Genomic DNA, 25169 nt, shown 5'->3' with positions numbered 1-25169 from the left:
CGCGCGGGATTCGGGGCCGACCGCCATGATCGTTATACTAGTGCGTTTTGAACGCCCGGCCGCCCGCGCCGTGGCTCGCCCGGACAACCCATGAAGCCTGTACGCATCGCCACCCGAAAGAGCCCGCTTGCCATGTGGCAGGCGGAACATGTCGCCGCCCGCCTGCGCGCCCGCGAACCCGAGCGCCCGGTCGAACTGGTCGGCATGACCACCCAGGGCGACCGCGTGCTGGACTCGCCGTTGGCCCGGATCGGCGGCAAGGGGCTGTTCGTGAAGGAGCTGGAGATCGCGCTGCTGGAGGACCGCGCCGACATCGCGGTGCACTCGGTGAAGGACGTACCGATGGAGCTCCCGGAGCAGCTGGAACTCCCCGTGATCCTGGACCGCGAAGACCCGCATGATGCGTTCGTGTCCAACCGCTACGCCCATGTCGACGAGCTGCCGCAGGGCGCGCGGGTGGGCTCCTCCAGCCTGCGCCGCCAGTGCCAGCTGCGGGCCCGGCGGCCGGACCTGGAGGTGCGCGACCTGCGCGGCAACGTGAACACGCGCCTGGGCAAGCTGGATGCCGGCGAGTACGACGCGATCCTGCTGGCCGCGGCCGGGCTCAAGCGCCTCGGGTTCGACGAACGCATCCGCTCCTGCCTGGAGCCGGACGTCAGCCTCCCGGCGGTCGGCCAGGGGGCCATCGCCATCGAATGCCGCGCGGGCGACCGCGCGATCGGCGACCTGATTGCGCCGCTCAACGACCCCGACACCGCCGACCGCGTGCGTGCCGAACGCGCCTTCAACCGCCGTCTGGAGGGCGGCTGCCAGGTGCCGCTGGCGGCCCATGCCACGCTGGACGGTGACCAGCTGCACCTGGACGGACTGGTGGGCGCGGTGGATGGCAGCCGCCTGCTGCGCCGCCAAGTGGACGGGCCGCGCGGCGAGGCCGAGGCCCTGGGGATTCGCCTCGCGGACATGCTGCTGGAACTGGGGGCGGGTGAACTGCTCGCGGCCGCCCACCGCGAACACGGCCAGGACACGAAGGGGTAGACGCATGACCGCATCCGCAGACGAGAACGCCGTGGCCACCGAGGGTCAGGGTCCGCTGGCCGGCCTCGGCATCCTGGTGACCCGCCCGGCCGCCCAGGCCGAGCCCTTTTGCGAGGCGCTGGCGGCGGAGGCCGCAACGGTGATCCGTTTCCCCGTGCTGGAGATCCTGGCCCCCAGCGACCCCACCAACCTGCGCGAGATCCTGGAGCGGCTGGACCGCTTCGACATCGCGGTGTTTATCAGCCCGAACGCGGTGCAGCGCGTACTCAACCTGGCACTGGCGGAACGCGACTGGCCCGCGACCACGCAGATCGCCGCCATCGGCAACCGCACCGCGCAGGAGCTGAAGGGCTTCGGTCGCCCGGCGGATATCCTGCCCCCGCGGCGTTTCGACAGCGAGGCGCTGTTGGCGCAGGAGGCCATGCAGGACGTGGCCGGCAAGCGCGTGGTGATCTTCCGCGGGGACGGCGGGCGCGAGCTGCTGGGCGACACGCTGAAGGAACGCGGCGCCGAGGTGACCTTTGCCGAGGCCTACCGCCGCGGACGTCCCGAGGGCGATACCGGCGAACTGATGTATTCCTTCTCGCGCGGGCAGATCGACATCATCACCATCACCAGTGGCGAGGGCCTGCGCAACCTCTACGAGATGGTCGGCAAGCTGGGCCGCATGTGGCTGCGCAAGACCCCGCTGGTGGTCGGCAGCGAGCGCATCGCCGAGATCGCGCGGGAACTCGGCTTCAAGGCCGCGGTGGAAACCGCCGAGGACCCCACCGACACCGCCATGCTGGCCGCCGTCCACCGCCTGGCAGACCAACTACGCACGGACCGCACCTGATCATCCACCACGACAAGAGCCTTTCACAGGAAGACTGGAAGATCGGAAGGTTCTACAGCTTGGGCGTTGACCAAACGATCAACGCCTTGCAAGCGTCAGGGAACTCTCTGATGCCCCCAAGAAATCTTCCTGTCTTCGCGTCTTCCTGTTCAGGCTTTTCGCCCTTGAATTTCTTCGTGCCTTCGTGCGCTTCGTGGTGAACAAGCCCTGCGAACGCCGGCGAATTTACTCGGCCGGGGTGGCGGGCTCGAAGCTGTCGTAGTAGAGCTGCTCCTGCGGCAGGCCGGCGGCGCGGAAGGCCTCGCGGGCGGCGTGGATCATGGCCGGAGGCCCGGCCATGTAGACGTCGAAGCCGGACAGGTCCGGATATTCAGCGAGCACCGCGTCGTGCGGCCAGCCGCTGACCGCGGCAAAACCGGCGGCCGTCTCGGCCGGGGTATCGGACAGGACCGGCGTGAAGCGGAAATACTCGGCGTGCTCGTCCGTCATTCGGGTGAGCCAGTCCGGGGCATAGATGCCTTCCGCCGCGCGCGCGCCCCAGAACAGGTGGTGCGGCCGATCCAGCCCCTCCGCGGCCAGGTGATCCAACATACCCTTCAGCGGTCCGAAACCGGTGCCGCCGCCGACGAACAGGCGCGGCCGCGGCGATTCCTCGTCGACGAAGAAACTGCCGAGCGGGCCCTCGATGCGCAGCAGGGCCTTGGGCTTGAGCTCCTCGAACACCATGGTGGAGAAACGCCCGCCCGGCATCTGCCGCACGTGTAGAACCAGCTGGGCATCGTCATGCGGGGCGTTGGCGAGCGAGTAGCTGCGGCGGTCGCCGCCCTTCAGCAGCACGTCCAGATACTGCCCGGCCAGGAACTGCAGGCGTTCGGTGGCCGGTAGCTGCAGGCGCAGCTCCATCACATCGTCCGCGAGGCGGTTCAGCTCCGCCACACGGCACGGCAGGGTCTTGACGACGATATCCCGGGCGGCGCCGATCTCGCGCACCTCGATCTCCAGATCGTCCACCGGGACGGCCTGGCAGAACAGGGCCATGCCGTCGGCCAGTTCGGCGTCGGTGATGCCCTGCGGCCGGGTCGGTCCGTGATCGACTTCGCCCTGCAGGACCCGCCCCTTGCAGGAGCCGCAGGCGCCATTGCGGCAGCCGTAGGGAAACGCATAGCCCTGGCGCAGGGCGGCCTCGAGGACGGTCTCGTCGTCCTCGACCTCGAACACGTGGCCACTGGGCTGAATGGTGACATCGAACGCCATGGAAACCCCCGGTCGCGGAAAGCCGATCATTCTCGCCAGTAGCAAACGGAACGCAAGCAACCGCAATCCCGCCGGGTGGCCCGGATGGAGATCTCGCGGGAACCAGCCCTGGGGGTTTCGCCCCGCGAGCGGGTTGGGCAGAATCAGGTGCGTTCCACAAAAACGACAAGGGAATGCCATGCGTCATTTGCTGATTGCGGCCGGGGCCGGCCTGCTGCTCGCGACAGGCTGTGCCTCCAACGAGACCCGTTCCACCGATTCCAGCGACCGCGCGGCGGAGGCCGAGGCCGACGCCCCGGCCGCGACCGCGGATGTCCCGGCGGACGCACCGGTGATCCGGGTTGCCCATTCGGTGCCCTACAGTGCCGATGCCACCATCGCCAGCAATATCCGTCAGGAGTGCAACCTGGAGGAACAGTTCTCCGAGTTCATCGCCCACTATGGCGCCGACCAGGGCCTGCGCTTCGAACGCGAGGCGAGCGTCGACCCCTCCGCCGGGGGTCAGGTACTGGTGGTGGAACTGACCGACGCGGTCAGTGGCGGCAATGCCTGGATCGGCCATCGCAAGGTCACCGAGGCCGCCGGCACGCTCTACAGCGATGGTGAGGAAGAGGCCAGCTTTACCTCGCGGCGCTTCTCCGGTGGCGGTGCGTTTGGAGGCTTCAAGGGGTCGTGCTCGGTGCTCGGCCGCACGGTACAGGCGATGGGCCGCGATATCGCGACCTGGTCGGCGGCGCCGGAGGATGGCGCCCACCTGGGCGACTAGTCGCAGGCGGCGGGAGCCCGCGCAACCCGCGGGCCCGGTGCGTCGTCCGTCACCCGCTGCATCCAGTCGACCAGACGGGTGGCGGTGGTCGGCCAGTCCGGGGCGTGCAGGAGCAGGTGCGGCCAGTGCGGTTCGGTCCAGACCTCCGCCCGATGCCCGGGGTGCGCGCGGGCGGCGGCGCATACCGAGGGTTTCAGGATTGTCCCGTCCTGCTCGCCCCACAAATAGACCACCGGGACCGTCACGTGGTGGATGTAATCGGTGGCGTACTGCGCGAGCCAGACCACGCCGGCATAGGTATCCAACCGCACTCGGCGGATGACCTGCGGGTCGTTGGCGAATCGCTCCACCGCGGCGGGGTCCAGGCTGTCGGCGTAGTCGGGGTCGATGGTGAGCGTCAGGCCCCCGGCCAGGGTCTCGCCGGTGCGCACCGCGGCGTCCCAGAACCCGCGCGCGGGTATGCCGCCACGCAGGCCCGGGGCCACCGCGATCACGCCGGCGACATCGAGTTCCGGATACGTCGCGAGGCTCGCCAGTGCGGCCGAGCCCCCCATGCTCTCCCCCATCAGGAAGACGGGCCGGTCCGGATCCTCCGCGCGGGCGGCATGGACCATCGCAACCACATCCTCGATCACGGGCTGCATCCCGGGCCAGCGCCCATGCGGCTCGCTGGCGCCATGCCCGCGCTGATCCAGGGCGTGAACGCTGTACCCGCGTTCGGCCAGCCACGGACCGAGGGAGGCATACGCCCCGGCATGGTCGCGGAAGCTGTGCAGGGCGATCACGACCGCGGCCGGGGCATCGGCCGGCCAGTGGCGGATGCGGTCGGGCGCAATCGCGGTCGCGGTGGGGGTTTGCTCTGCAGGGGTTGAGTCCGCCCGCATCGAGTCACGCTCCGGGACGGCGGCACAGCCGGCCAGAGCCAGCAGCACGCCCGGCAGCAGCCAGCCACCGGCCCGGACAGCGCGGCGGCTCACGCGTCATAACCCCAGGTCATCCCAGATCTCGTCAACCCGGCGTTTCACCGCCTCGTCCATGGCGATTGGCCGCCCCCATTCGCGATCCGTCTCGCCCGGCCACTTGGAGGTGGCGTCCATGCCCATCTTCGATCCGAGCCCGGACACCGGGGAGGCGAAGTCCAGGTAGTCGATCGGGGTGTTTTCGACCAGCGTGGTATCCCGCGCCGGGTCCATGCGCGTGGTGATGGCCCAGATCACGTCATTCCATTCGCGGGTGTTCACATCGTCATCGACCACGATCACGAATTTGGTGTACATGAACTGACGCAGGAACGACCACACGCCCATCATCACGCGCTTGGCATGGCCCGGGTACTGCTTGCGCATGGAGACTACGGCAAGGCGGTAGGAGCAACCCTCGGGGGGCAGGTAGAAGTCCACGATCTCCGGGAACTGCTTCTGCAGGATCGGGATAAAGACCTCGTTCAGGGCCACGCCGAGGACGGCGGGTTCATCTGGGGGGCGGCCGGTGTAGGTGGAGTGATAGATCGGGTCGTCGCGGTGGGTAATCCGGTCAATGGTGAACACCGGGAACTCGTCGACCTCGTTGTAGTAGCCGGTATGGTCGCCGAACGGGCCTTCGGGCGCGGTGTCGCCCGGGTGGATATGGCCCTCCAGCACGAACTCGGCCGACGCCGGCACCTCGAGGTCCGAACCCATGCAACGGGTAACCTCCGTACGGCTGCCACGCAGCAGGCCGGCAAAGGCATATTCCGACAGGGTGTCGGGCACCGGGGTCACGGCGCCGAGGATGGTAGCGGGGTCGGCGCCCAGGGCTACGGCAATCGGAAACGGTTCTCCGGGATGGGCGCGGGTCCACTCCTGGAAATCCAGCGCGCCGCCACGATGCGACAACCAGCGCATGATCAACCGGTTGCGACCGATCACCTGCTGGCGATAGATGCCCAGGTTCTGGCGTGACTTCTCGGGGCCGCGCGTGACCACCAGGCCCCAGGTGATCAGTGGCCCGGCGTCCCCGGGCCAGCAGGTCTGCACCGGGAGGGTCGACAGGTCGACCGCGTCGCCTTCGATCACATGGCGCTGGCAGGCGGCCCCGCGGGTCTTCTTCGGGGCCATGTCCAGGACCTTGCGGAAGACCGGCAACTGCTCCCAGGCGGCCTTTAATCCCTTGGGCGGATCCGGCTGTTTGAGGAAGGCGAGCAGACGTCCCACCTCACGCAGGGCCTCGACCGAGTCCTCGCCCATACCCATGGCTACCCGCTCGGGAGTACCGAAGAGATTGGCCAGAACCGGGATGTCGGATCCGGTGGGGTTCTCGAACAACAGGGCCGGGCCGCCAGCGCGCAAGACGCGGTCGGCGATCTCGGTCATCTCGAGGTTCGGGTCCACCTCGCGGGTGATGCGACGCAGCTCGCCGCGCTGTTCGAGGCCGTCGATGAAATCACGCAGATCCTTGTACTTCACGGGTCGCTCCCAGTGGTCAGGCGGGCCGGTGAGGGGTCTCGGCTAGTCGGAGAATTCCGCCCAGACCGGGGCATGGTCGGAAGGACGCTCCCAGGAGCGCGGTTCGCGATCGATGCCGGCGGCCTGCAGGCGCGCCTGCAGTGGCGCGCTGGCCAGGACCAGGTCGATCCGCAGACCGCGGTTGCGGCGGAACGACGCGGCGCGATAGTCGAACCAGGAGAACTCCGCCTCCGGCTGGTCGAAGGCGCGGAAGGTATCGACCAGGCCCAGACCGGTGAGGGCTGCCAGGGCCTCACGTTCGGGCGTGGAGCAGAGGATGCGTTCGTGCCAGGCCTCGGGGTCGTGGACATCACGATCGTCGGGGGCAATGTTGAAGTCGCCCAGAACCACCAGATTCGGATGCCGGGCGATCTCGTCGGCCAGCCAGTCGCGCATGCGTGCCAGCCAGTCGAGCTTGTAGGCGTATTTCTCGGTGCCCACGTTCTCGCCATTGACCACGTACAGGTTGACCACGCGGATGTCGCCGATGGTGGCGGCCAGGATACGGCGCTGGGCATCCTCGAGCCCGGGCGGATCGGTGACGACCTCGGTCGCCTCGGTGCGCGACAGGATCGCCACGCCGTTGTAGGTCTTCTGGCCCGAGTACACCACCTGGTAGCCGGCATCCTGAATGGCGGCCACGGGGAAGTTCTCATCGGTCAGCTTGGTTTCCTGCAGCGCCAGGATGTCGGTGCGCGAGCTCGAGAGCCACTCGAGCACCTGCGGCAGGCGCACCTTCAGCGAATTGACGTTCCAGCTGGCGATCTTCACGCGGCGTCCTCCAGGCCGCTGTGGCGCAACAGGGCATCGATCTCGGGATCACGACCCCGGAACGCCCGGAAGGAATCAGCGGCGGGCCGTGAGGCTCCCGCCTCGAGGATCTCGTGCAGGTAGGCGGCGCCGACTTCCGGGGAGAACAGGCCCTCTTCCTCGAAGCGGCCAAAGGCGTCCGCGGACAGGACCTCGGCCCACTTGTAGCTGTAATAGCCAGCGGCATAGCCGCCGGCGAAGATGTGGCCAAAGCCGTGGGCGAAGCGGTTGAATTCCGGCGGATGCACCACCGCGATCTCTTCCCGAACCGCCTCCAGCAGGTGCTGGATGGCGGCCGCGTCGCCCGGGGGCGGACCGGCGTGCAGGCGCATATCGAACAGGGAAAACTCGACCTGGCGCAGCAGCTGCAGGGCGGCATGGAAGTGACGCGTGCCCAGAAGACGCTGGTAGAGGTCCTCGGGCATCGCCTCCCCGGTCTCGTGGTGACGGGCAAACAGGTCCAGGGCCTCGCGCTCCCAGCACCAGTTCTCCATGAACTGGCTGGGGAGTTCCACCGCATCCCACTCGACCCCGTTGATGCCGGCGATGTCCGGTTCGTCGACGCGGGTCAGCATGTGGTGGAGTCCATGCCCGAATTCGTGGAACAGGGTGATCACCTCGTCATGGGTGAACAGGGCGGCCTTGCCGTCCACCGGAGGGGTGGAGTTGCAGGTCATGTACGCGACCGGCAGTTGGGCGCGATCACCCGAGACAAAGCGGTTGCGGCAGACATCCATCCAGGCGCCGCCGCGCTTGTTCTTGCGTGCGTATAGATCGAAGTAGAAGCCGGCGCGTTCCGCGCCCTTCGCGTCAAAAATACGGTAAAAGCGGACATCGTCATGCCAGGTCTCGACGCTGTCGTCGGGCTCGAAGCGGACCTGGAACAGGCGCTGGACCAGGCCGAACAGGCCGTTCACGGCCTGGTCGGCGGGGAAATAGGGCTTCAGCATCTCCTGGCTCAGGCCCAGGCGCCGTTCGCGCATCTTCTCCGCGGCGAAGGCCATGTCCCAGGCCTCCAGGGTCTCCAGATCGAGCTCGTCCCGCGCAAAGCTCTGCAATTCCTCGAGGTCGCGTTCCGCCCGGGGGCGTGCGCGGTGGGCAAGATCCAGCAGGAACCCTTCGACCTGTTCGGCGCTGGTGGCCATCTTGGTCGCCAGCGAACGCTCGGCATAGTGGGCGAAGCCCGTCAGGGCTGCCTTTTCCGCGCGCAGCTGCAGGATCTCGACCATGATCTCGGAGTTGTCATGGTTGCCGGCCCCCGGCCCGCGATCGGAGGCTCGCGTGGTGAAGGCCTCATAAACCCGGTAACGCAGCCCGCGATCCTCGGCATGGGTCATCACCGCGAGATAACTCGGGATGTCGAGGGTGACGACGAAGCCCGACTGATCATGGTCACGGGCGTTCTGGGCCAGCATGGCGCGATCCGACTCGGGGATGCCCGCCAGGGCCGCGGGATCATCGGTCTGCCAGGCCCATGCCTGGGTGGCATCGAGCACATTCTCCTCGAAACGAGCAGTGAGCTCGGACAACCGGGCGTTGATCGCGCGCAGCCGGTCGCGCTGGGGCTCGGGAAGGTCCACGCCGCTGAGATGAAAATCGCGCAGCATGTCGTCCAGGACCTTGCGCCGGGGGGCCGGGAGATCTCCATATTCTTCGCTGTCGGCCAGGGTACGGACGGCGCGGTACAGTCCCTGATGCTGCGAAACCCAGCTGCCATAGTCGGAAAGCAGGGGCAGGCTGGCGTTGTAGGCCTCGCGGATCGCGGGGCCGTTCATCACGGCGTTCAGGTGGCCGACCGGGGACCAGACGGCATCCAGACGGGCATCCAGTTCCTGCAGTGGTCGGATCAGCGAATCCCAGCTCGGCTGGTCTCCGGCCGCTTCCACGAGACGGTCGATCTCGGTTCGATTCTCGACCAGCACGGTTTCCACCGCCGGCAGCACGTGTTCGGGTTCAATGGAGCGGAAGGCGGGCAGCCGGTCGGTCTGCAGCAGGGGATTGGACACGGTCTCTCCAGGGGTCGGGTGAGCCAGGGTCGCGCGAACCGGTCAGAACATACGGGCGCGACTGCCTGCGGATTATGCCATTCGGACCGCATCCCCGGGAGGGTGTTCCCCCTGGGGATGCAAGCCGGTTCAGGCCGAGGTGTCCGGTGGGGGTCCGATGGGATCGAAGGTTTGATAGCCCGCGAGACGCGCCAGGGGACCCAGGGCCCAGTGCCTGCGCAGGGCGGAAAAGTCGGCTACAGCGGCGTTGTATCGCGCGAGTGCGTCGGTAATGGCCTGATCCAGGGCTGCGACCCGTTCCGGGGTACGCCCGGAAAAGACCGGTGCAGATTCTTTTTCTTCCGATAATTCATACAGATAGGTGTCCCACGTGGCTCGAATGCTGCGCTCGGTTCGGGCCAGCGCGGGGAGATCGCCGCGGCGTCGGGCAGCCTCCTGCGCACGCAGGGCGGTCTGGACGTCGACGAGCGGATCGGGGTCGGCCAATCCCATCATGTGCAGGAGGCCGTTGCGTTGCGTAAGCAGTGTGTCCAGGCGATTCCAGGCGGAGACGACCCGGCGTTCGTGGATTGCCAGGTGGGTGTGCAGCCGGAAGCCGACGAGGCTCAGGACCACCAGCGTGAGGATGACAGCCAGGACCTCCATGCGCAGGGGCTACATTCGGGGCGAGGCGGGGCCCGTCAGATATCGACGTTCTCCGCGCTCAGCGCCCGTGTCTCGATGAAGTCGCGTCGGGGTTCGACCTGGTCCCCCATCAGGGTGGTGAAGATCTCGTCGGCCCGGATCGCGTCCTCGACACGCACCTGCAAGAGGCGGCGGGATTCGGGATTCATGGTGGTTTCCCAAAGCTGGTCCGGGTTCATTTCGCCCAGACCCTTGTAACGCTGGGTGGCCAGGCCGCGGCGGCCTTCGTGCAGGAGCCATTCCATCGCTTCCGAGAATCCCTCGATCAGGTGGACCCGCTCGCCGCGCTTCATGTAGGCGCCTTCGTCCAGCAACGCATTGAGTCGGGCGGAAAGGTCCAGCACAGCCTGGAAATCACGCGAGGCCAGCGTATCGTCGTTGATGTACTGGGACAGGGCCGCGCCGTGCTCGATCCGGTCCAGGCTCAGCTGGGCGTGGCCGTCGCGGTCGGTCACCGCCCCCAGGCTGTAGCGCGTCGCGCCGGCCTTGTCGCTGGAGAGCCCCTCGAGGATGCGGCCGAACCAGGCCTGCACCTCCGGATTGGTGACGCTGCGCGGCTCCGGGATGGCGTCGGCCTCGAGCATCGCCCAGAGGATGCGCGGGTCGTACATGCGGCCCAGGCGCTCGACCGCGCGGGCGGCCTTCTGGTAGCCCTTCACCAGGTCTTCGAAGGCCTCGCCGGTGATGGGCGGGGCGTCCGGGCTGGGATAGAGCGCGGCACCATCCAGGGCCAGCGAGATCACGATCTCGCCCATCTCCGCCTCGTCGCGCACGTATTGTTCGCGCTTGCCCCGCTTGATCTTGTACAGCGGCGGCTGGGCGATATAGACATGGCCACGTTCGATCAGCTCCGGCATCTGGCGGAAGAAGAACGTGAGCAGAAGGGTGCGGATATGGGAGCCGTCCACGTCGGCATCCGTCATGATGATGATGCGGTGGTAGCGCAGCTTGTCCGGGTCGTACTCTTCCTTGCCGATGCCGCAGCCCAGGGCGGTAATCAGGGTCCCGACCTCGGCCGAGCCGAGCATGCGGTCAAAGCGCGCCCGTTCGACATTCAGGATCTTGCCCTTCAGCGGCAGAATGGCCTGGAAATGACGGTCCCGCCCCTGCTTGGCCGATCCGCCCGCGGAGTCGCCCTCCACCAGGTAGAGCTCGGACTGGGCCGGATCCTTCTCCTGGCAGTCGGCCAGCTTGCCGGGGAGCCCGGCGATATCCAGGGCCCCCTTGCGGCGGGTCACCTCGCGGGCCTTGCGGGCGGCCTCGCGAGCACGCGCAGCGTCCAGGACCTTTTCGGTAATCGCCTTGGCCTCCTGCGGATTCTCCAGCAGGAAATTGTTGAGGGCGTCCGACAGCACACTCTCCACAATCGGCTTGACCTCCGAGGAGACCAGCTTGTCCTTGGTCTGGGAGGAGAACTTCGGATCGGGCACCTTCACCGACAGCACGGCCGTCAGGCCCTCGCGCATGTCGTCTCCCGCCGTGGCCACCTTGGCCTTCTTGATGAGGCCTTCATTCTCCAGGTACTGGTTGATGGTGCGCGTCAGCGCCGCGCGGAAGCCCGCCATGTGGGAGCCACCATCGCGCTGCGGGATGTTGTTGGTGTAGCAGAAGATATTCTCCTGGTAGGAGTCATTCCACTGCAGCGCCACCTCGACCGCATAGTCATCCCGCATCTGGTCGGCATAGACCACGGTGGGATGCAACGCGGTCTTCTTCTGGTTGAGATGCTCGACGAAGGCCCGAATCCCGCCCTCGAAGACGAACGTCTCCTCGCGGTTGTCGCGATGATCGCGCAAGGTGATGCGGACCCCCGAGTTCAGGAACGACAGTTCGCGCAGACGCTTGGCCAGCACCTCGTAGTGAAAGTTGATGTCGGTAAAGATCTCGGGGCTGGGCCGGAACCATACGCGGGTGCCGTGGCGGTCGGTCGTGCCGGCCTCGGCCAGCGGCGCCGCGGGGACCCCGAGGTGGTAGGTCTGTTCGTGGCGCTTGCCGTCGCGATGGATCTCGAGGCGCAGCTCTTCCGAAAGGGCGTTCACGACCGAGACACCCACACCGTGAAGCCCGCCGGAGACCTTGTACGAGTTGTTGTCGAACTTCCCGCCGGCGTGCAGGACAGTGAGGATAACCTCGGCCGCCGACTTGCCTTCTTCTTCGTGGATATCCACCGGGATACCGCGACCGTTGTCGCTGACGGAGACCGCGTTGTCCTCGTGGATCGTGACCTCGATGCTGTCGCAGTAACCGGCCAGGGCCTCGTCGATGGAGTTATCGACGACCTCGAAGACCATGTGGTGCAGGCCCGTCCCGTCATCGGTATCGCCGATGTACATCCCGGGTCGCTTGCGCACGGCGTCGAGACCCTTGAGGACACGGATCTGGGAAGAATCGTAGGCGGCGGGATCTTGGGATTCGATATCGGACATGCAGGTGGTCATCCGGCGAGTTGCAGACACGCCAGTATAGCGCAAAGACGGGGGCGACCGGTGGGCGGGCTTCGAGAGGCTACAGGAGCCTCGGGGCAGGCGGGATTCGGGAAAGAAAGAGCGATCAGGCGGGGTTGGCCGGTGTGACGCGGCCATGTTTCACGTGGAACAATTCGCCCGCGTCCGCTCCGACCAGCCCCGGCACCGCATCCTCCACGGCCGTCACCAGGATCTGCCAACCGGACTGCCTCAGTCCGGCCATCAGCCCCTCCACCGCCTCCCGGTCCAGTTCCGAGACGACATCGTCCAGCAGCACCACGGGTGCCCGACCGCACTCGCGTTCCAGCATTCGGGCCTGCCCCCCAACCAGCGCTGTCACGACCCGCTTTTGCTCCCCCCTGGAGGCCTCGGCTGCCGCCCGCCCCGCCAACCGGAGGTCGATATCCGCCCGTTGTGGCCCGACCTGCGCGAACCCGCGCTCCTCGTCGCTGCGCCGGCTACGCTCCAGGGCCTCCCCAAGACTGCGGTCCCGATCCCACCCCATGCGAACCCGCAAGCCCAGGTCGCCCAGCCGGTCGCCAAACCCGAATCGTTCCGCTGCCTCTGCGGTGCCCCCTTCCCAAGCCTCGACGTATCGCGCCCGCGCCTCGCTGATGGCCACCCCGAATTCCACCCACGGGCGTTCAAACTCCCGGGCGGCGGCCCGGTCACCGGTGCGCAGGGCCGCATTGCGCTGATCGTGGGCGCGTTTCCAGCGTTGCCAGTTCTCACGGTATCCCGGGATTGAATGAAAACAGCCCCAGTCCAGCAGACGACGCCGCTCCTCCGGACCCCCGGTCAGCAATTCGAACGAACCGGCATGCAGGGTGCGCACCGGCAGCCATTCGGCCACCGTCGCATGGCCCTCCATCCAGCGACCATCCAGGCGGGATCGCCGCGCCCCATCCCAGACGACGCCCAGGCGGTGCGCCCCGCCACGCCCGTCGCGGACCTCTCCGCCAACCCAAAGCGACTCGCCGCCCGTACGCAATACCCGCCGTAATTGCTGCGTCCGGAACGAACGCCCCGCCGCGAGGATGTGGACGGCCTCAAGCACCGAAGTCTTTCCCGCGCCATTCGGGCCAATCAGGCGATTGATCCCCGGCCCCAGTGCCAGCGTCTGCTCCTCGAGATTCCGCACCCCCTGCCACCAGAGCGACTCCAGCACACAACCTCCAGCCTACGGAAACACGAATTCATCGACACGCTCGCGCTCGAGTCGCTTTTGCGTGCGTTTAATGCGCTGCGACGGCCGTGCAGTCATTCTGCTACAGGTGAGCCGCAACGCCGTGCGCGCGCCCGTTGTCATTAAAAACGAGCGGCCGAGCCCCTTCGTTGATTCGGTTGCGAGGTTGGCGCCCCCTGTTCCCCGATCCTGCGTTGCGCCCCGAATCCATCAGAAACGGGCGGGTAGAACTAGCCGATGCACGACGCGTCCGGTCTCGGAAAACCCGGGATACCAACGCGAGCGTATACATGGATCGGTGTTTCCCTAGAGCCGCATCGGCATGACGACGTAGCGTGCCCCGCCCGGCGGTTCCGCCTGGATCAGGATGGACGAGTTGCCGTCGCGCAGCCCGATCCGCACCTGGTCGGTCTCCAGCACATTCAGCACATCCGCGAGGTAGCCCAGGTTGAACCCGATCTCCATCGGGCCCCCGTCGTATTCCGCCTCCACCGACTCCTGGGCCTCTTCACGATCGGCGTTATGGGTCATGACCTGACACCCGCTCTCGCCCAGCACCATCCGCACGCCCCGATACTTGTCGCTTGCCACAATCGCGACGCGCCCAAGTGCCTGCTTCAGGATCTCGCGGTCCACCCGCAGGGTCGCCGGCAGATCCGCCGGGATCACCCGTTCGTAGTCCGGGAACCGTCCTTCGATCACCTTGCTGCGCAACACCGCGCTGCCGAGTTCGAACACCACCTGGTCTTCCCCGAAGCCGATGCGCACCGACGTGTCGTCATCGGCCAGGTTGCGCCGCAGCTCGGCGACGGCCTTGCGCGGCACGATACGTTCGATTCGCTCCTCCACCGGCTGCTCCAGCTCCACCTCGGCCAGCGCCAGCCGATGGCCATCCGTGGCTACCGCACGCAGGCTGTTGCCACTGGCCACCAGCAGGAGCCCTTGCAGGTAGTAGCGCACGTCCTGCTGAGCCATGGAGAACATCGTGGCCTCGAGCAATCGGCGTAGCCGATTCTGCGGCACATCCAGCACGGCCTCGGACCCACGCGCCTCCCAGTCGGGAAAATCTGCCCCCGGGAGCGTGGCCAGACTGAAGCGCGAGCCTCCGAAACCGACCGTCATGCGTTCGCCCTCGACCTTCGCGCGAATCTCGCTGTCGGCCGGTGCGGCCTTGACCACGTCGAGCAGCTTGCGAACCGAGACCGTGACATCGCACTCCCCGGGAATTGCGCCCTCGGCGCCGGCCTGCCAAGCGAGTTCGAGATCGGTGGTGTCCATCCGGATCGCGCCATGGTCATCCGGGCGCAGGCGCACGTTCCCGAGAATGGGCATCGTCAATCGTTTCTCGGCCGCGCCCACAATCCGTTGCAGCGCTTCGGTCATCGTCTCGCGATTGAAAGACAGTTCCATGGCGATGTCCTGTATCTAGTCTGTTTAGATATTCATCTAGTGATAATAAGAGGCCGACTTCCCTGTGAAGAAAACCCTATACATTCTTTTTAATCAGCAACTTGATAAGATTCCAGGGGCTGCCGATACCTCTGTGAAGCCTGTTGCCAACCTGTGGACAGTTTGGCCGTCGAATTTTTCCACGAATCCATACCGGCGTTGCACCCAGGTTATCCACAGGTTTCGGCCGACCGGAATGGACCGCGTTCAACTGCTCAGTGTCCGCAACAGATTGGAGTAGTCCTCGTCCAGGCTTGCATCTGCCTCGCGCAACTCGACCACCTTCCGGCAGGCATGGATGACGGTGGTGTGGTCGCGCCCGCCGAAGGCCTGGCCGATCTCCGGGAGGCTGTGCTGGGTCAGTTCCTTGGCCAGTGCCATCGCGATCTGACGCGGCCGGGCGATGGAACGGCTGCGCCGGGTGGAGAGCAGATCCGCGACCTTCACGCGATAGTAATCCGCCACGGTCTTCTGGATATTCTCCAGCGTAATCAGCTTGTTCTGAACGGCAAGCAGGTCCCGCAGCGCATCCTTCGCGAAGTCGAGCGTGATCGGCTTGCCGGTAAAGTGGGCATTGGCGATCACCCGACGCAACGAGCCTTCCAGTTCGCGGATGTTGGACCGGATGCGCTTGCCCATGAAGAAGGCGACCTCGGTGGGAAGCTCGATCCCGGCTTGCTCGGCCTTGCGCTGGAGGATCGCGACCCGCGTCTCCAGTTCGGGCGGCTCGATCGCAATCGTCAGGCCCCAGCCAAAGCGCGACTTCAGTCGCTCCTCGAGGCCCTCGACCTCCTTCGGATAGCGATCCGAAGTGAGGATGATCTGCTGCTGGCCTTCCAGGAGGGCGTTGAAGGTGTGGAAGAACTCTTCCTGCGAACGCTCCTTGCCGGCGAAGAACTGGATGTCGTCGATCAGCAGCGCGTCCGCGGAGCGGTAGTGCTGCTTGAACTCGTCGATCGCGTTGTGCTGCAGCGCCTTGATCATGTCGGCCACGAAACGCTCGGAGTGCAGGTAGATGATCCGCCCCTCCGGATGCCGCGCCAGGATGCTGTGCCCGATCGCATGCATCAGATGGGTCTTGCCCAGACCCACCCCGCCGTAGATGAACAGCGGGTTGTAGGCGACCCCGGGATTCTCCGCGACCTGCAGACTCGCCGCCCGCGCAAGCTGGTTGGATTTCCCCTCGACAAAGGTGTCGAAGGTAAACGCGGGGTTCAGGTTGCTGACCGGACCCTGGGGCCGCGGCGCCGGGCTTGCCTTTTCCGCTGCGGCCCGCTCGCGCTGGGACTCGTGGGGATCGGGGGCCGGAGCCGCCGGCAGCTCCGCACCGCCGATGCCAAGGCGCACGCGCCGACCGCCCGGATCGTTGGCAGGCTGCAGCTCGCCGACCGTTTCCTCGATCGAGGCCAGCAGATGGTCGCGCACATGCTCGAACACAAACTGATTCGGCGCCAGCAGGCGCAGCGTGCCCCCCGACTCCTCGGCATGCAGCGGCCGCAGCCAGGTGTTGAGTTGCTGCTCGCTGACCTTCCCCTGCAGGCGGTCCAGACAGGCTGTCCACAGGGCATTGGCTGACACGCGTTTGTCTCCGGGGCGGCGGGGAATGGAAGTCCCCGAGTCTACGCCGATGGGCCCCTGCGGTGCCAGCGGCTTGCCGACCCCGAGATTGACTTTGTCCCCGGATGGCGATAGTTTTCACCGCCCTTTAACCAAGCGTCACCGGGAACCGACATGAAGCGCACTTTCCAACCCAGCCGGCTCGTCCGCGCCCGCACGCACGGCTTCCGGGCCCGTATGGCCACCCGTGGTGGCCGCAAGGTCCTGAACGCCCGTCGCGCCAAGGGCCGCAAGCGCCTCTGCCCGTAAACCGGGCGGCGCGCCGGCTCCCGTGACCGCGGCGCCAGCCATCCAGACCTTTCCGCGCCGCGTCCGTTTGCTGACGGGCGCGGATTACCAGCGTGTATTCGAGGATGCCCGGCGTCAGCGCGGTCGCGACCTGACCTTGCTCTATCGGCGTTCGGAGACCGGCGAGGCGCGTCTGGGCCTGGCTATCGGCAAGCGGCATGTGCGCCATGCCACGGACCGCAACCGGATCAAGCGCATCGTGCGCGAGGCGTTCCGCGTGCGCCGCGCCCAGCTGCCGCCGCTCGACATGATCGTGCTGGCGCGGGGTGGCGCGGCGAGCGCCGAGCGACGCGCATTGCGCGCCGAAATCGACAGCCTGCTGGAACGTCTGCAATGAGCCTGCCCCGCAAGATTGCCCTGCTGCCCGTGCGGGCCTACCAGTACGGGATCTCGCCGTTCATGGCCCCGCATTGCCGTCACTATCCGACCTGCTCGGCGTATACCGTCGAGGCGGTCGAGACCCACGGGGTCCTGCGGGGCTTCTGGCTGGGTCTGCGGCGCATCCTGCGCTGCCACCCCTGGTCCCCGGGCGGTTATGATCCGGTTCCGGCACCGCGTTCCGATTCTCCTAGCACCCGACCCTCAAAGTAGTCGCGCTCATGGATAACCTTCGTCCCCTCCTGTGGCTAACCCTGGCCTTTGTCCTGTTCCTGATGTGGCAGGCCTGGAATCAGGATTACGGCACTCCCTCCCAGCCGGATCGTACCGCCGAGCAGGCCGAGGAGGATCCGGACGCGCGGCCGGAGGATGTGCCGGATGCGCCGCAGTTCGAGTCGGAGGACCAGCCGCGCGCGGACGATGCGCCACAGGTCAGTACGCTGCAGGAGCCGGACCGCCGCCAGATCACGGTGCGCACCGACACCCACGAGATCCTGATCGATACCCGTGGCGGTACGCTCCTGCGGGCGGACCTGCTGCAGTACCCGCGGGACCTGCAGGACGATCCGCTGGTCCCTGTGCGCCTGTTCGACCATCGGGTCCGGGGCTATGTTGCCCAGAGCGGCCTGACCCATGATCGGGTCAACGACCGTTCCATGGAGGGTCGCGCCCCGTCGCATCACGCCAATTTCCAGGTCGACCAGGACCGCTTCGAACTGGCCGAGGGCCAGGACACCCTCGAGGTCCCGCTGCGCTGGATTTCCGAGGATGGTGAGATCGAGGTCATCAAGACCTATACCTTCACCCGCGGCTCGCATCTGATCGAGGTGGACTACGAGGTCCACAACCGCTCGGATTCCACCTGGAGCGGTCGCCAGTACCGTCAGCTGCGTCACGGCCCCACGCCCGACCGCGAGTCCTGGTGGCTTTACACCTTCACCGGTGCCGCCTATTTCGATGGGAGCTACGAGCGCGAACGCTTCGAGTCGCTGCGCGACGACCCCATCCAGGCGCGCATCCAGGGTGGCTGGGTCGCGATGATCCAGCACTACTTTGTGTCCGCCTGGGTCCCGGGCGAGGACGAGGTCAATGCGCTCTATGCCCGCGCGGTGCCGGGCGAGGTGGGTGACGAGTACCTGATCGGCCTCCACTCCGAATCGATCCAGATCCCGGCCGGCTCCAGCGGCGCATTTTCCACGCGCCTGTGGGTGGGCCCGAAGCTGCAGGACGAGCTTTCCCAGATCGCACAGGGTCTGGAGCTGACCGTCGACTACGGCATCTTCACCTTCCTGTCCAAGCCCCTTTTCTGGCTGCTGGACAAGATCCATGCGGTGGTCGGCAACTGGGGCTGGGCGATCGTCATCCTGACGATCCTGATCAAGCTGGCGTTCTTCAAGCTGTCCGCGACCAGCTACCGCTCGATGGCGCGCATGCGCAAGGTCGCGCCCAAGCTGCAGGCCCTGAAGGAGCGCTACAAGGACGACAAGCAGCGCATGAACCAGGCGCTGATGGACCTGTACAAAAAGGAGAAGATCAACCCGCTGGGTGGCTGTCTCCCGATCCTGGTGCAGATCCCGGTATTCATCGCCCTGTACTGGGTGCTGCTGGAGAGTGTGGAACTGCGTCAGGCCCCGTGGTGGCTGTGGATCCAGGATCTGTCCTCACGCGATCCGTACTTCATCCTGCCGATCCTGATGGGCGTGTCCATGTTCGTGCAGTACAAGCTGAACCCGCCGCCGATGGATCCGGTGCAGCAGAAGATCTTCATGGCGCTGCCGTTCGTGTTCACCGTGTTCTTCGCCTTCTTCCCGGCAGGTCTGGTCCTGTACTGGTTCACCAACAACCTGTTCTCCATCGCCCAGCAGTGGTACATCACGCGCAAGATCGAGGCTGGACAGGACCCGGAAAAGAAGAAGGAGTAGGCGCCGCGTGACCGTGACGGACACTATCGTCGCGGTCGCCACCCCGCCGGGGGTCGGCGGAATAGGCGTTGTGCGCCTGTCGGGCGCCGAGGCGCTGGAGATCGCACGGCGCCTGACCGGGCGCGACAGCCTGCGACCGCGCCATGCCCACTACGGCCGCCTCATCAATCCGGCCAGTGGCGAGGCCATCGACGATGGCCTGATCCTCTATTTCCCCGCCCCCCATTCCTTCACCGGCGAGGACGTGGTCGAGCTGCAGGGGCACGGCAGCCCGGTGCTGCTGGAGGCGCTGGTCGCGGCGTCGGTCGATCTCGGGGCCCGCCGCGCGCGGCCGGGCGAATTCACCGAACAGGCCTTTCTGAACGGCCGCCTCGACCTCGCGCAGGCGGAGGCCGTCGCCGACCTGATTCATGCCCAGACGGCCGAGGCCGCGCGCCTGGCCCGCTCCAGCCTCGATGGTGCGCTGGCCGCGGAGCTGGAGCCGGTCTCCCGCGCGATCCGCGACATGCGCGTGGTCATCGAGGCCGAGATCGACTTCGGCGAGACCGACCTGGAATCCGAGGCCGCCCCGGACATCGCCCGGCGGGCCGAGGACCTGCACACCACCATCCTCGCCCTTCTGGAGCGTCTGCGTCCGGCCCGCTACTTCGCCCAGGGTCTGCGCCTGGCCCTGGTCGGAGCCCCGAATGTCGGCAAGTCCAGCCTGATGAACCGCCTGGCAGAAAGCGAGGTCGCAATCGTCACCGATCGCCCCGGGACCACCCGCGACGTGCTGCGCTCGCCCATCGCGATCCACGGCATCCCGGTCGAGCTGATCGACACCGCCGGACTGCATGCCAGCGACGACCCGGTGGAGCGGATCGGCATGGAGCGCGCCCGCGAGGCCGCGACCGGGGCCGATCTGATCGTGGAGCTGCGGGACCTGACCCGGCCGGAGGCCGTCCCCGATCTGGAGGCCGCGCCCGAGATCCCGCGTCTTACGGTCTGGAACAAGCAGGACTGCGTTGCAAAGGATTCCCTTCCAGGCGAGGGGATCGCTATCTCCGCGCGCACGGGTGCGGGCATCGAGGCACTGAAGCAGGCGATCGTCGAGCGCCTGGGTGCCGGCGAGGGCGGTCAGCAGCGATTCAGCGTGCGGGCGCGCCACCTCGATGGTCTGCGTTCGGCCGACCACCACCTGGCCGCGATCGACGCGCAGGCCCCGCCGGATGTGATTGCCGAAGAGCTGCGCCTGGCCGAGGCCGCGCTGGATGCCCTGCTGGGTCGCCAGGACCACGAGGCCCTGCTCGGCGAGATCTTCGCCGGGTTCTGCATCGGCAAGTGATGGCGCAGGGAAACATGGATCCCCATGCGGCCGCTTCGACGCCGCCGCCAGTCCTGCTAAACTGCTGATTTTACGTTTTCGGGCCGACCACCGGCCGGGTTTCAAGAGGTCATGGCAGAAACATTCGATGTCATCGTGATTGGCGGCGGGCACGCCGGCACCGAGGCCGCACTGGCCGCGGCGCGCGCGGGTGCGCGCACGCTGCTGTTGACCCACAACATCGAGACCATCGGTCAGATGAGCTGCAATCCGGCGATCGGCGGCATCGGCAAGGGCCACCTGGTCAAGGAGATCGATGCCCTGGGGGGCGTGATGGCGCGTGCGGCGGATGCCGCCGGCATCCATTTCCGCATCCTCAATCGGCGCAAGGGCCCGGCGGTGCGCGCGACCCGCGCCCAGTCCGACCGGCAGCTCTACCGCCAGGCCATTCGCCAGTTCGTGGAGGCCGAGCCGAATCTGGAGATCTTCCAGCAGCCGGTGGCCGACATCACCATGGAGGGCGATCGTGCGACCGGCGTGGTCACCGAGGCGGGGACTGCGTTCCAGGCCCGTGCCGTCGTGCTGACGGTGGGGACCTTCCTCAACGGCCAGATGCACACCGGGCTGACCCGGCAGCCGGGCGGTCGCGCGGGCGATCCGCCGAGCGTGCGCCTGGCCGCGCGCCTGCGCGAGATGGCCTTTGCGGTCGGGCGCCTGAAGACCGGCACCCCGCCGCGCATCGACGGGCGCAGCGTCGACTTCGCGCGCCTCGAGGTGCAGCCGGGCGATGACCCGCGCCCGGTGTTCTCGTTCACCGGCTCGGCCGACGACCACCCGGCCCAGCGCCCCTGTCATATCGCGCGCACCAGCGAGAAGACCCACGACCTGATCCGCGCCAACCTCGATCAGGCCCCGATGTATTCCGGCCAGATCGACAGCACCGGACCGCGCTACTGCCCCTCGATCGAGGACAAGGTGGTGCGCTTTGCCGACAAGACCAGCCACCAGGTCTTCGTCGAGCCGGAAGGGCTGACCACGCACGAGCTCTACCCGAACGGGATCTCCACCTCCCTGCCGTATGCGATCCAGGTGCCGCTGGTGCAGAGCATCGAGGGATTCGAGCACGCGCGCATTACTCGTCCGGGCTACGCGATCGAGTACGACTACTTCGACCCGCGCGGCCTGCGCCCGTCGCTGGCCACGCGCGAGGTAGCCAATCTGTTCTTCGCCGGGCAGATCAACGGCACCACCGGATACGAAGAGGCCGCCGCCCAGGGCCTGGTCGCCGGGCTCAATGCCGCCCGCCTGACCCGGGACGCCGAACCCTGGATCCCGCAGCGTTCCGAGGCCTATATCGGCGTGCTGATCGACGACCTGGTCACCCGCGGCACGCAGGAGCCCTATCGGATGTTCACCTCGCGCGCCGAATACCGGCTGCTGCTGCGCGAGGACAATGCGGATCTGCGTCTGACCCCGGTCGGCCGTGAATACGGCCTGGTCGACGATGCCCGCTGGGCCCGGTTCGAGCGCCGCGCCGCCGCGATCGAGTCGGAGATGAGCCGGTTGGCACAGACGCGACCGGACCGCGATCAGCGCAGCCGCCCGGCCCTGGTCGAGCTCCTCGGCAAGGCCCCGGACCCGGATGCCACGCTGCTCGACCTGCTGCGCCGGCCGGAGGCCGACTATGACGCCCTGATGCAGGCCCTCCCGGAACTGGATGCGGGCTGCGCACCGGACGTGCGCGAACAGGCCGAGATCCAGGCCAAATACGCCGGGTACATCGAGCGCCAGCAGGCCGAGATCGATCGCCAGGCCAGGGCGGAACAGACCGCGCTGCCGGACGGACTCGACTACGACCGGGTCCATGGTCTGTCCAACGAGATCCGCCAGAAGCTGGCCGAATTCCGTCCGCATACCCTGGCCCAGGCCCAGCGCATTCCCGGCGTGACCCCGGCCGCACTGTCGGCCCTGGCCGTACACCTAAGGACACACTGATCCATGTACACCCTCGCGTTCGTACCCCAGGTTTTCCGAGACCAGGCGCGGCGCGCAGCGGGTAGTGGTTCTACCCGCAAGCGGTGCAACGCAGGATCGGGGAACCTGGGGTGCCAACCCCGAAGGGGCTCGGCCGCCCGTTGGTATCAGAAACGGGCGCGCGCACGGCGTTGCGGCTCCCTTGTGCAGAATGACTGCACGGCGGTCACCGCACCTTGTTGGCACGCAAAAGCGACTCGAGCGCGAGGGTGTACATGGATCAGTGTGTCCTTGGAGCAGCGCGCCAGTGGCGAGTGAGGACTGGGGGGCGCGGCTCGCGTCCTGTGCCGATGCCTGGGACCTGGATGCCCGCGCCCGCGAGGTGCTGGCGACCTACCTCGCCGAGCTCCAGCGCTGGAACCGGGTGCACAACCTCACCGCGGTGCGCGATCCCGCCTTGCTGATTCCACGTCACGTACTCGACAGCCTGACCCTGCGCCCGTATCTTCAGGGCGAGCGCGTACTCGACGTGGGCACCGGGGCCGGGCTCCCGGGGTTTATCCTGGCCGCGACCGAACGTGAGCGCGACTTCTGTCTGCTGGACAGCGCGGCCAAACGCATCCGCTTCCTGCGTAACGTGATCGGCCTGACCGGTCTGGCGAACGCCGAGGCGATCCACGCGCGCATCGAGGACTTCCACCCCGAGGCGCCGTATACCACCGTGCTGTCGCGGGCGTTCAAGGCCCCGGCCGAGATGCTCGCGCGGGTCGCACACACCGTGGCGCCCGGGGGCCGGGTGCTGGCCATGCTCGGACAGCGGCGGGTGGTCGATGACCCCCTGCCGGCGCCCTGGGCGTACCGCCGGGTGGATCCGGTTACCATTCCCGGCGAGGTGGCCGAGCGCCACGTTGCCATTATCGAGAGAGCCTGAGCCGTGACCGATACACTGGCGATCACCAATCAGAAGGGCGGGGTCGGCAAGACCACCACCTGCGTTAACCTGGCCGCATCGCTGGCGCGCCTGGGCAAGCGCGTACTCGTGGTGGACATGGATCCCCAGGGCAATGCCACCACCGGCTCCGGCGTGGACAAGCATGCCGACGACCCCACCTCCTGCGAGGTGCTGCTGGGCCAGGCCACGGTCGCCGAGGCTGCCCACCGGGTCGAGGCCGGCTACGACCTGGTCCCGTCGAACGGCGACCTGACCGTGGCCGAGGTCCGGCTGATGGAGGCCGATCGCCGCGAATACCGCCTGCAGGATGCGCTGGGCGCGGCCGCCGCGAACTACGATCACATCCTGGTCGACTGCCCGCCGTCGCTGAACCTGCTTACCGTCAATGGCCTGGTCGCCGCCGACGGCGTCGTGATCCCGATGCAGTGCGAGTATTACGCCCTCGAGGGCCTGACCGCCCTGATGCGCACCATCGAGAGCATCCAGCGCGGGCCCAACCCGAAGCTGCGCATCTCCGGGCTGCTGCGTACCATGTTCGACCCGCGAAACCGTCTGTCCGGGGACGTCTCCGAACAGCTGACCGGCCATTTCGGCGACCGCGTGTTCCGCACCGTGATCCCGCGCAACATCCGCCTGGCCGAGGCCCCCAGTTTTGGCCAGCCGGCCTTGTTGTATGATGCCTCCTCGCGTGGCGCGGTGGCCTACCTGGCCCTGGCCGGCGAGATGTTGCGGCGCTGACGCCGCCCGTCCCCCAACCGACTGTCTGCAGGAACGATCGACCATGGCGAAACGTGGACTGGGCCGCGGCCTCGATGCCCTCCTTTCCGGCGCCCAGGCCGGCGGCGACGAAGCCGACAGCCTGGATCAACTCCCGATCGAGCAGATCCGGCGTGGCAAATACCAGCCGCGCGTGCATATGGCCGAGGCCGCCCTGGCGGAACTCGCGGACTCCATTCGTGCCCAGGGGATCGTGCAGCCAGTCGTCGTCCGGCGGCTGGAGGATGGCTACGAACTGATCGCCGGCGAACGCCGCTGGCGCGCGGCCCAGATCGCGGGGCTGGAGACCGTGCCGGCGGTGGTGCGCGACATCCCCGACCAGGCCGCCGCCGCGATGGCCCTGATCGAGAACATCCAGCGCGAGGACCTGAACCCGCTGGAGGAGGCCCAGGCGATCCGGCGCCTGATCGGGGAGTTCGAGATGACCCACCAGGCCGCGGCCGATGCCGTGGGCCGTTCGCGCACCTCGGTGACCAACCTGCTGCGCCTGCTGGAACTCCACGACAGCGTGAAGGAACACGTCAACGAGGGCCGCCTGGAAATGGGCCATGCGCGCTGCCTGCTCGCTGTTCCCCTCGACGATCAGCCGGGGGTTGCCGCCACCGTCGTCAAGCGCGGGCTCTCCGTGCGCGCAACCGAACAACTGGTGAAGAAGGTCCTGGCCGCCACCCCGGAGCCGAAGAAGGACACCGGACCCTCGCCCGAAGTCCGGCAACTGGAAAGCCGCCTGTCCGACCAGCTCGGCGCCCCGGTGCAGGTGCGCTACAACCGCCAGGGCAAGGGTCGCCTGGTCATCGAGTACAACAGCCTCGACGAGCTCGACGGGATCCTCGAACACATCCAGTAGAGGCCGCGGACTCCCCGCGCCAATCCTCCCGGCAACGCCGTCCGCGCGCCCCGCCCGCACCGGGCCCAAACCCCTGCTTACAGCCCCATAACGGTTTGACCTAATAGAAGGGCGCTCTTATACTACGCGCACTTTTTG

22 protein-coding genes are annotated in these 25169 nt (G+C 67.2%); 12 read left to right on the top strand and 10 right to left on the bottom strand.

From position 1 onward, the window contains the following. Nucleotides 1-90: 90 nt before the first annotated feature. Nucleotides 91-1035 (top strand): hydroxymethylbilane synthase, encoded by a 945-nt coding sequence (gene hemC / locus D103_RS0110700; RefSeq protein ID WP_081618404.1) that lies wholly within the window; start codon nt 91-93, stop codon nt 1033-1035. A 4-nt stretch (nt 1036-1039) separates the two neighbouring features. Further along, nucleotides 1040-1870 (top strand): uroporphyrinogen-III synthase, encoded by an 831-nt coding sequence (locus D103_RS0110695; RefSeq protein ID WP_018867597.1) that lies wholly within the window; start codon nt 1040-1042, stop codon nt 1868-1870. A 225-nt stretch (nt 1871-2095) separates the two neighbouring features. On the opposite strand, the gene D103_RS0110690 is transcribed toward D103_RS0110695, so the two are convergent. Next, nucleotides 2096-3124: a CDP-6-deoxy-delta-3,4-glucoseen reductase gene (locus D103_RS0110690; RefSeq protein WP_018876801.1), complete on the bottom strand. Its 1029-nt coding sequence runs from the start codon at nt 3122-3124 to the stop codon at nt 2096-2098. Nucleotides 3125-3302: 178 nt separating this feature from the next. Here D103_RS0110690 and D103_RS0110685 point away from each other — a divergent pair, with 178 nt between their 5' ends. Next, entirely contained in the window at nt 3303-3890 is a 588-nt protein-coding gene (locus tag D103_RS0110685) for a hypothetical protein (RefSeq protein WP_018876800.1), read from the top strand. On the opposite strand, the gene D103_RS0110680 is transcribed toward D103_RS0110685, so the two are convergent. The 9 genes from D103_RS0110680 to dnaA form a co-directional block, all read right to left on the bottom strand. After that, on the bottom strand, nt 3887-4867 hold the full coding sequence (locus D103_RS0110680; RefSeq protein WP_018876799.1) for an alpha/beta fold hydrolase: 981 nt from the start codon (nt 4865-4867) through the stop codon (nt 3887-3889). The two genes, D103_RS0110685 and D103_RS0110680, sit on opposite strands and share 4 nt — an antisense overlap. 3 nt (nt 4868-4870) lie before the next feature. Continuing rightward, on the bottom strand, nt 4871-6334 hold the full coding sequence (ubiD, locus tag D103_RS0110675) for a 4-hydroxy-3-polyprenylbenzoate decarboxylase (RefSeq protein WP_018876798.1): 1464 nt from the start codon (nt 6332-6334) through the stop codon (nt 4871-4873). A gap of 42 nt (nt 6335-6376) precedes the next feature. After that, nucleotides 6377-7144: an exodeoxyribonuclease III gene (gene xth / locus D103_RS0110670; protein ID WP_018876797.1), complete on the bottom strand. Its 768-nt coding sequence runs from the start codon at nt 7142-7144 to the stop codon at nt 6377-6379. Beyond that, nucleotides 7141-9189, bottom strand: coding sequence for a M3 family metallopeptidase (locus tag D103_RS0110665; RefSeq protein WP_018876796.1), 2049 nt, complete (start codon nt 9187-9189; stop codon nt 7141-7143). Before D103_RS0110665 ends, xth begins: the two co-directional genes overlap by 4 nt. A 129-nt stretch (nt 9190-9318) precedes the next feature. After that, nucleotides 9319-9834, bottom strand: a complete 516-nt coding sequence (locus D103_RS0110660; protein ID WP_018876795.1) for a hypothetical protein — start codon at nt 9832-9834, stop codon at nt 9319-9321. 35 nt (nt 9835-9869) lie between these two features. Next, a complete protein-coding gene (gene gyrB / locus D103_RS0110655; RefSeq protein WP_018876794.1) occupies nt 9870-12299 on the bottom strand; it encodes a DNA topoisomerase (ATP-hydrolyzing) subunit B in 2430 nt (809 codons plus the stop codon). Nucleotides 12300-12423: 124 nt separating this feature from the next. Further along, nucleotides 12424-13506, bottom strand: a complete 1083-nt coding sequence (locus tag D103_RS0110650; protein WP_018876793.1) for a DNA replication/repair protein RecF — start codon at nt 13504-13506, stop codon at nt 12424-12426. 324 nt (nt 13507-13830) lie between these two features. Beyond that, nucleotides 13831-14934, bottom strand: a complete 1104-nt coding sequence (gene dnaN / locus D103_RS0110645) for a DNA polymerase III subunit beta (protein WP_018876792.1) — start codon at nt 14932-14934, stop codon at nt 13831-13833. Nucleotides 14935-15180: 246 nt separating this feature from the next. Further along, entirely contained in the window at nt 15181-16551 is a 1371-nt protein-coding gene (gene dnaA / locus D103_RS0110640) for a chromosomal replication initiator protein DnaA (protein WP_018876791.1), read from the bottom strand. A 153-nt stretch (nt 16552-16704) separates the two neighbouring features. On the opposite strand from dnaA, the gene rpmH reads away from it, so the two are divergent. From rpmH to D103_RS0110595, 9 genes are all read left to right on the top strand, one after another. Next, complete coding sequence (gene rpmH, locus D103_RS0110635) at nt 16705-16839, top strand: 50S ribosomal protein L34 (RefSeq protein WP_018141118.1); 135 nt, start codon at nt 16705-16707, stop codon at nt 16837-16839. 22 nt (nt 16840-16861) lie between these two features. Next, a complete protein-coding gene (gene rnpA / locus D103_RS0110630) occupies nt 16862-17215 on the top strand; it encodes a ribonuclease P protein component (protein ID WP_018867609.1) in 354 nt (117 codons plus the stop codon). After that, the gene (gene yidD, locus D103_RS0110625; RefSeq protein WP_017943060.1) at nt 17212-17469 is read left to right on the top strand and encodes a membrane protein insertion efficiency factor YidD; all 258 of its coding nucleotides are present in this window, start codon (nt 17212-17214) and stop codon (nt 17467-17469) included. The genes rnpA and yidD overlap by 4 nt, the downstream gene beginning before the upstream one ends. 8 nt (nt 17470-17477) lie before the next feature. Further along, nucleotides 17478-19178, top strand: coding sequence for a membrane protein insertase YidC (gene yidC / locus D103_RS0110620; RefSeq protein WP_018876790.1), 1701 nt, complete (start codon nt 17478-17480; stop codon nt 19176-19178). Nucleotides 19179-19185: 7 nt separating this feature from the next. Beyond that, nucleotides 19186-20502, top strand: coding sequence for a tRNA uridine-5-carboxymethylaminomethyl(34) synthesis GTPase MnmE (mnmE, locus tag D103_RS0110615; protein WP_026280348.1), 1317 nt, complete (start codon nt 19186-19188; stop codon nt 20500-20502). Nucleotides 20503-20613: 111 nt separating this feature from the next. Next, the gene (gene mnmG, locus D103_RS0110610; RefSeq protein WP_018876788.1) at nt 20614-22476 is read left to right on the top strand and encodes a tRNA uridine-5-carboxymethylaminomethyl(34) synthesis enzyme MnmG; all 1863 of its coding nucleotides are present in this window, start codon (nt 20614-20616) and stop codon (nt 22474-22476) included. A 286-nt stretch (nt 22477-22762) separates the two neighbouring features. Then, nucleotides 22763-23386, top strand: coding sequence for a 16S rRNA (guanine(527)-N(7))-methyltransferase RsmG (gene rsmG, locus D103_RS0110605; RefSeq protein ID WP_018867613.1), 624 nt, complete (start codon nt 22763-22765; stop codon nt 23384-23386). A gap of 3 nt (nt 23387-23389) precedes the next feature. Next, nucleotides 23390-24145 carry a ParA family protein gene (locus tag D103_RS0110600; RefSeq protein WP_018867614.1) on the top strand — a complete coding sequence of 252 codons (756 nt, stop codon included), beginning with the start codon at nt 23390-23392 and terminating at the stop codon, nt 24143-24145. Between the two features lie 43 nt (nt 24146-24188). Continuing rightward, nucleotides 24189-25031: a ParB/RepB/Spo0J family partition protein gene (locus D103_RS0110595; RefSeq protein ID WP_018867615.1), complete on the top strand. Its 843-nt coding sequence runs from the start codon at nt 24189-24191 to the stop codon at nt 25029-25031. Nucleotides 25032-25169 lie beyond the last annotated feature (138 nt).

The organism is Thioalkalivibrio sp. ALE31 (assembly GCF_000377405.1).
Classification (GTDB): domain Bacteria; phylum Pseudomonadota; class Gammaproteobacteria; order Ectothiorhodospirales; family Ectothiorhodospiraceae; genus Thioalkalivibrio.
The sequence above is the reverse complement of the archived record's forward strand: the minus strand, read 5'-3'. Positions and strand labels throughout refer to the sequence as shown.

What these genes read in the sequence shown, in the direction of transcription:
- hemC (WP_081618404.1), top strand. Translation starts at nt 91, where the DNA reads ATGAAGCCTGTACGCATCGCCACCCGAAAGAGCCCGCTTGCCATGTGG.
- D103_RS0110695 (WP_018867597.1), top strand. Translation starts at nt 1,040, where the DNA reads ATGACCGCATCCGCAGACGAGAACGCCGTGGCCACCGAGGGTCAGGGT.
- D103_RS0110690 (WP_018876801.1), bottom strand. Translation starts at nt 3,124, where the DNA reads ATGGCGTTCGATGTCACCATTCAGCCCAGTGGCCACGTGTTCGAGGTC.
- D103_RS0110685 (WP_018876800.1), top strand. Translation starts at nt 3,303, where the DNA reads ATGCGTCATTTGCTGATTGCGGCCGGGGCCGGCCTGCTGCTCGCGACA.
- D103_RS0110660 (WP_018876795.1), bottom strand. Translation starts at nt 9,834, where the DNA reads ATGGAGGTCCTGGCTGTCATCCTCACGCTGGTGGTCCTGAGCCTCGTC.
- gyrB (WP_018876794.1), bottom strand. Translation starts at nt 12,299, where the DNA reads ATGTCCGATATCGAATCCCAAGATCCCGCCGCCTACGATTCTTCCCAG.
- dnaN (WP_018876792.1), bottom strand. Translation starts at nt 14,934, where the DNA reads ATGGAACTGTCTTTCAATCGCGAGACGATGACCGAAGCGCTGCAACGG.
- rpmH (WP_018141118.1), top strand. Translation starts at nt 16,705, where the DNA reads ATGAAGCGCACTTTCCAACCCAGCCGGCTCGTCCGCGCCCGCACGCAC.
- yidD (WP_017943060.1), top strand. Translation starts at nt 17,212, where the DNA reads ATGAGCCTGCCCCGCAAGATTGCCCTGCTGCCCGTGCGGGCCTACCAG.
- yidC (WP_018876790.1), top strand. Translation starts at nt 17,478, where the DNA reads ATGGATAACCTTCGTCCCCTCCTGTGGCTAACCCTGGCCTTTGTCCTG.
- mnmG (WP_018876788.1), top strand. Translation starts at nt 20,614, where the DNA reads ATGGCAGAAACATTCGATGTCATCGTGATTGGCGGCGGGCACGCCGGC.
- D103_RS0110595 (WP_018867615.1), top strand. Translation starts at nt 24,189, where the DNA reads ATGGCGAAACGTGGACTGGGCCGCGGCCTCGATGCCCTCCTTTCCGGC.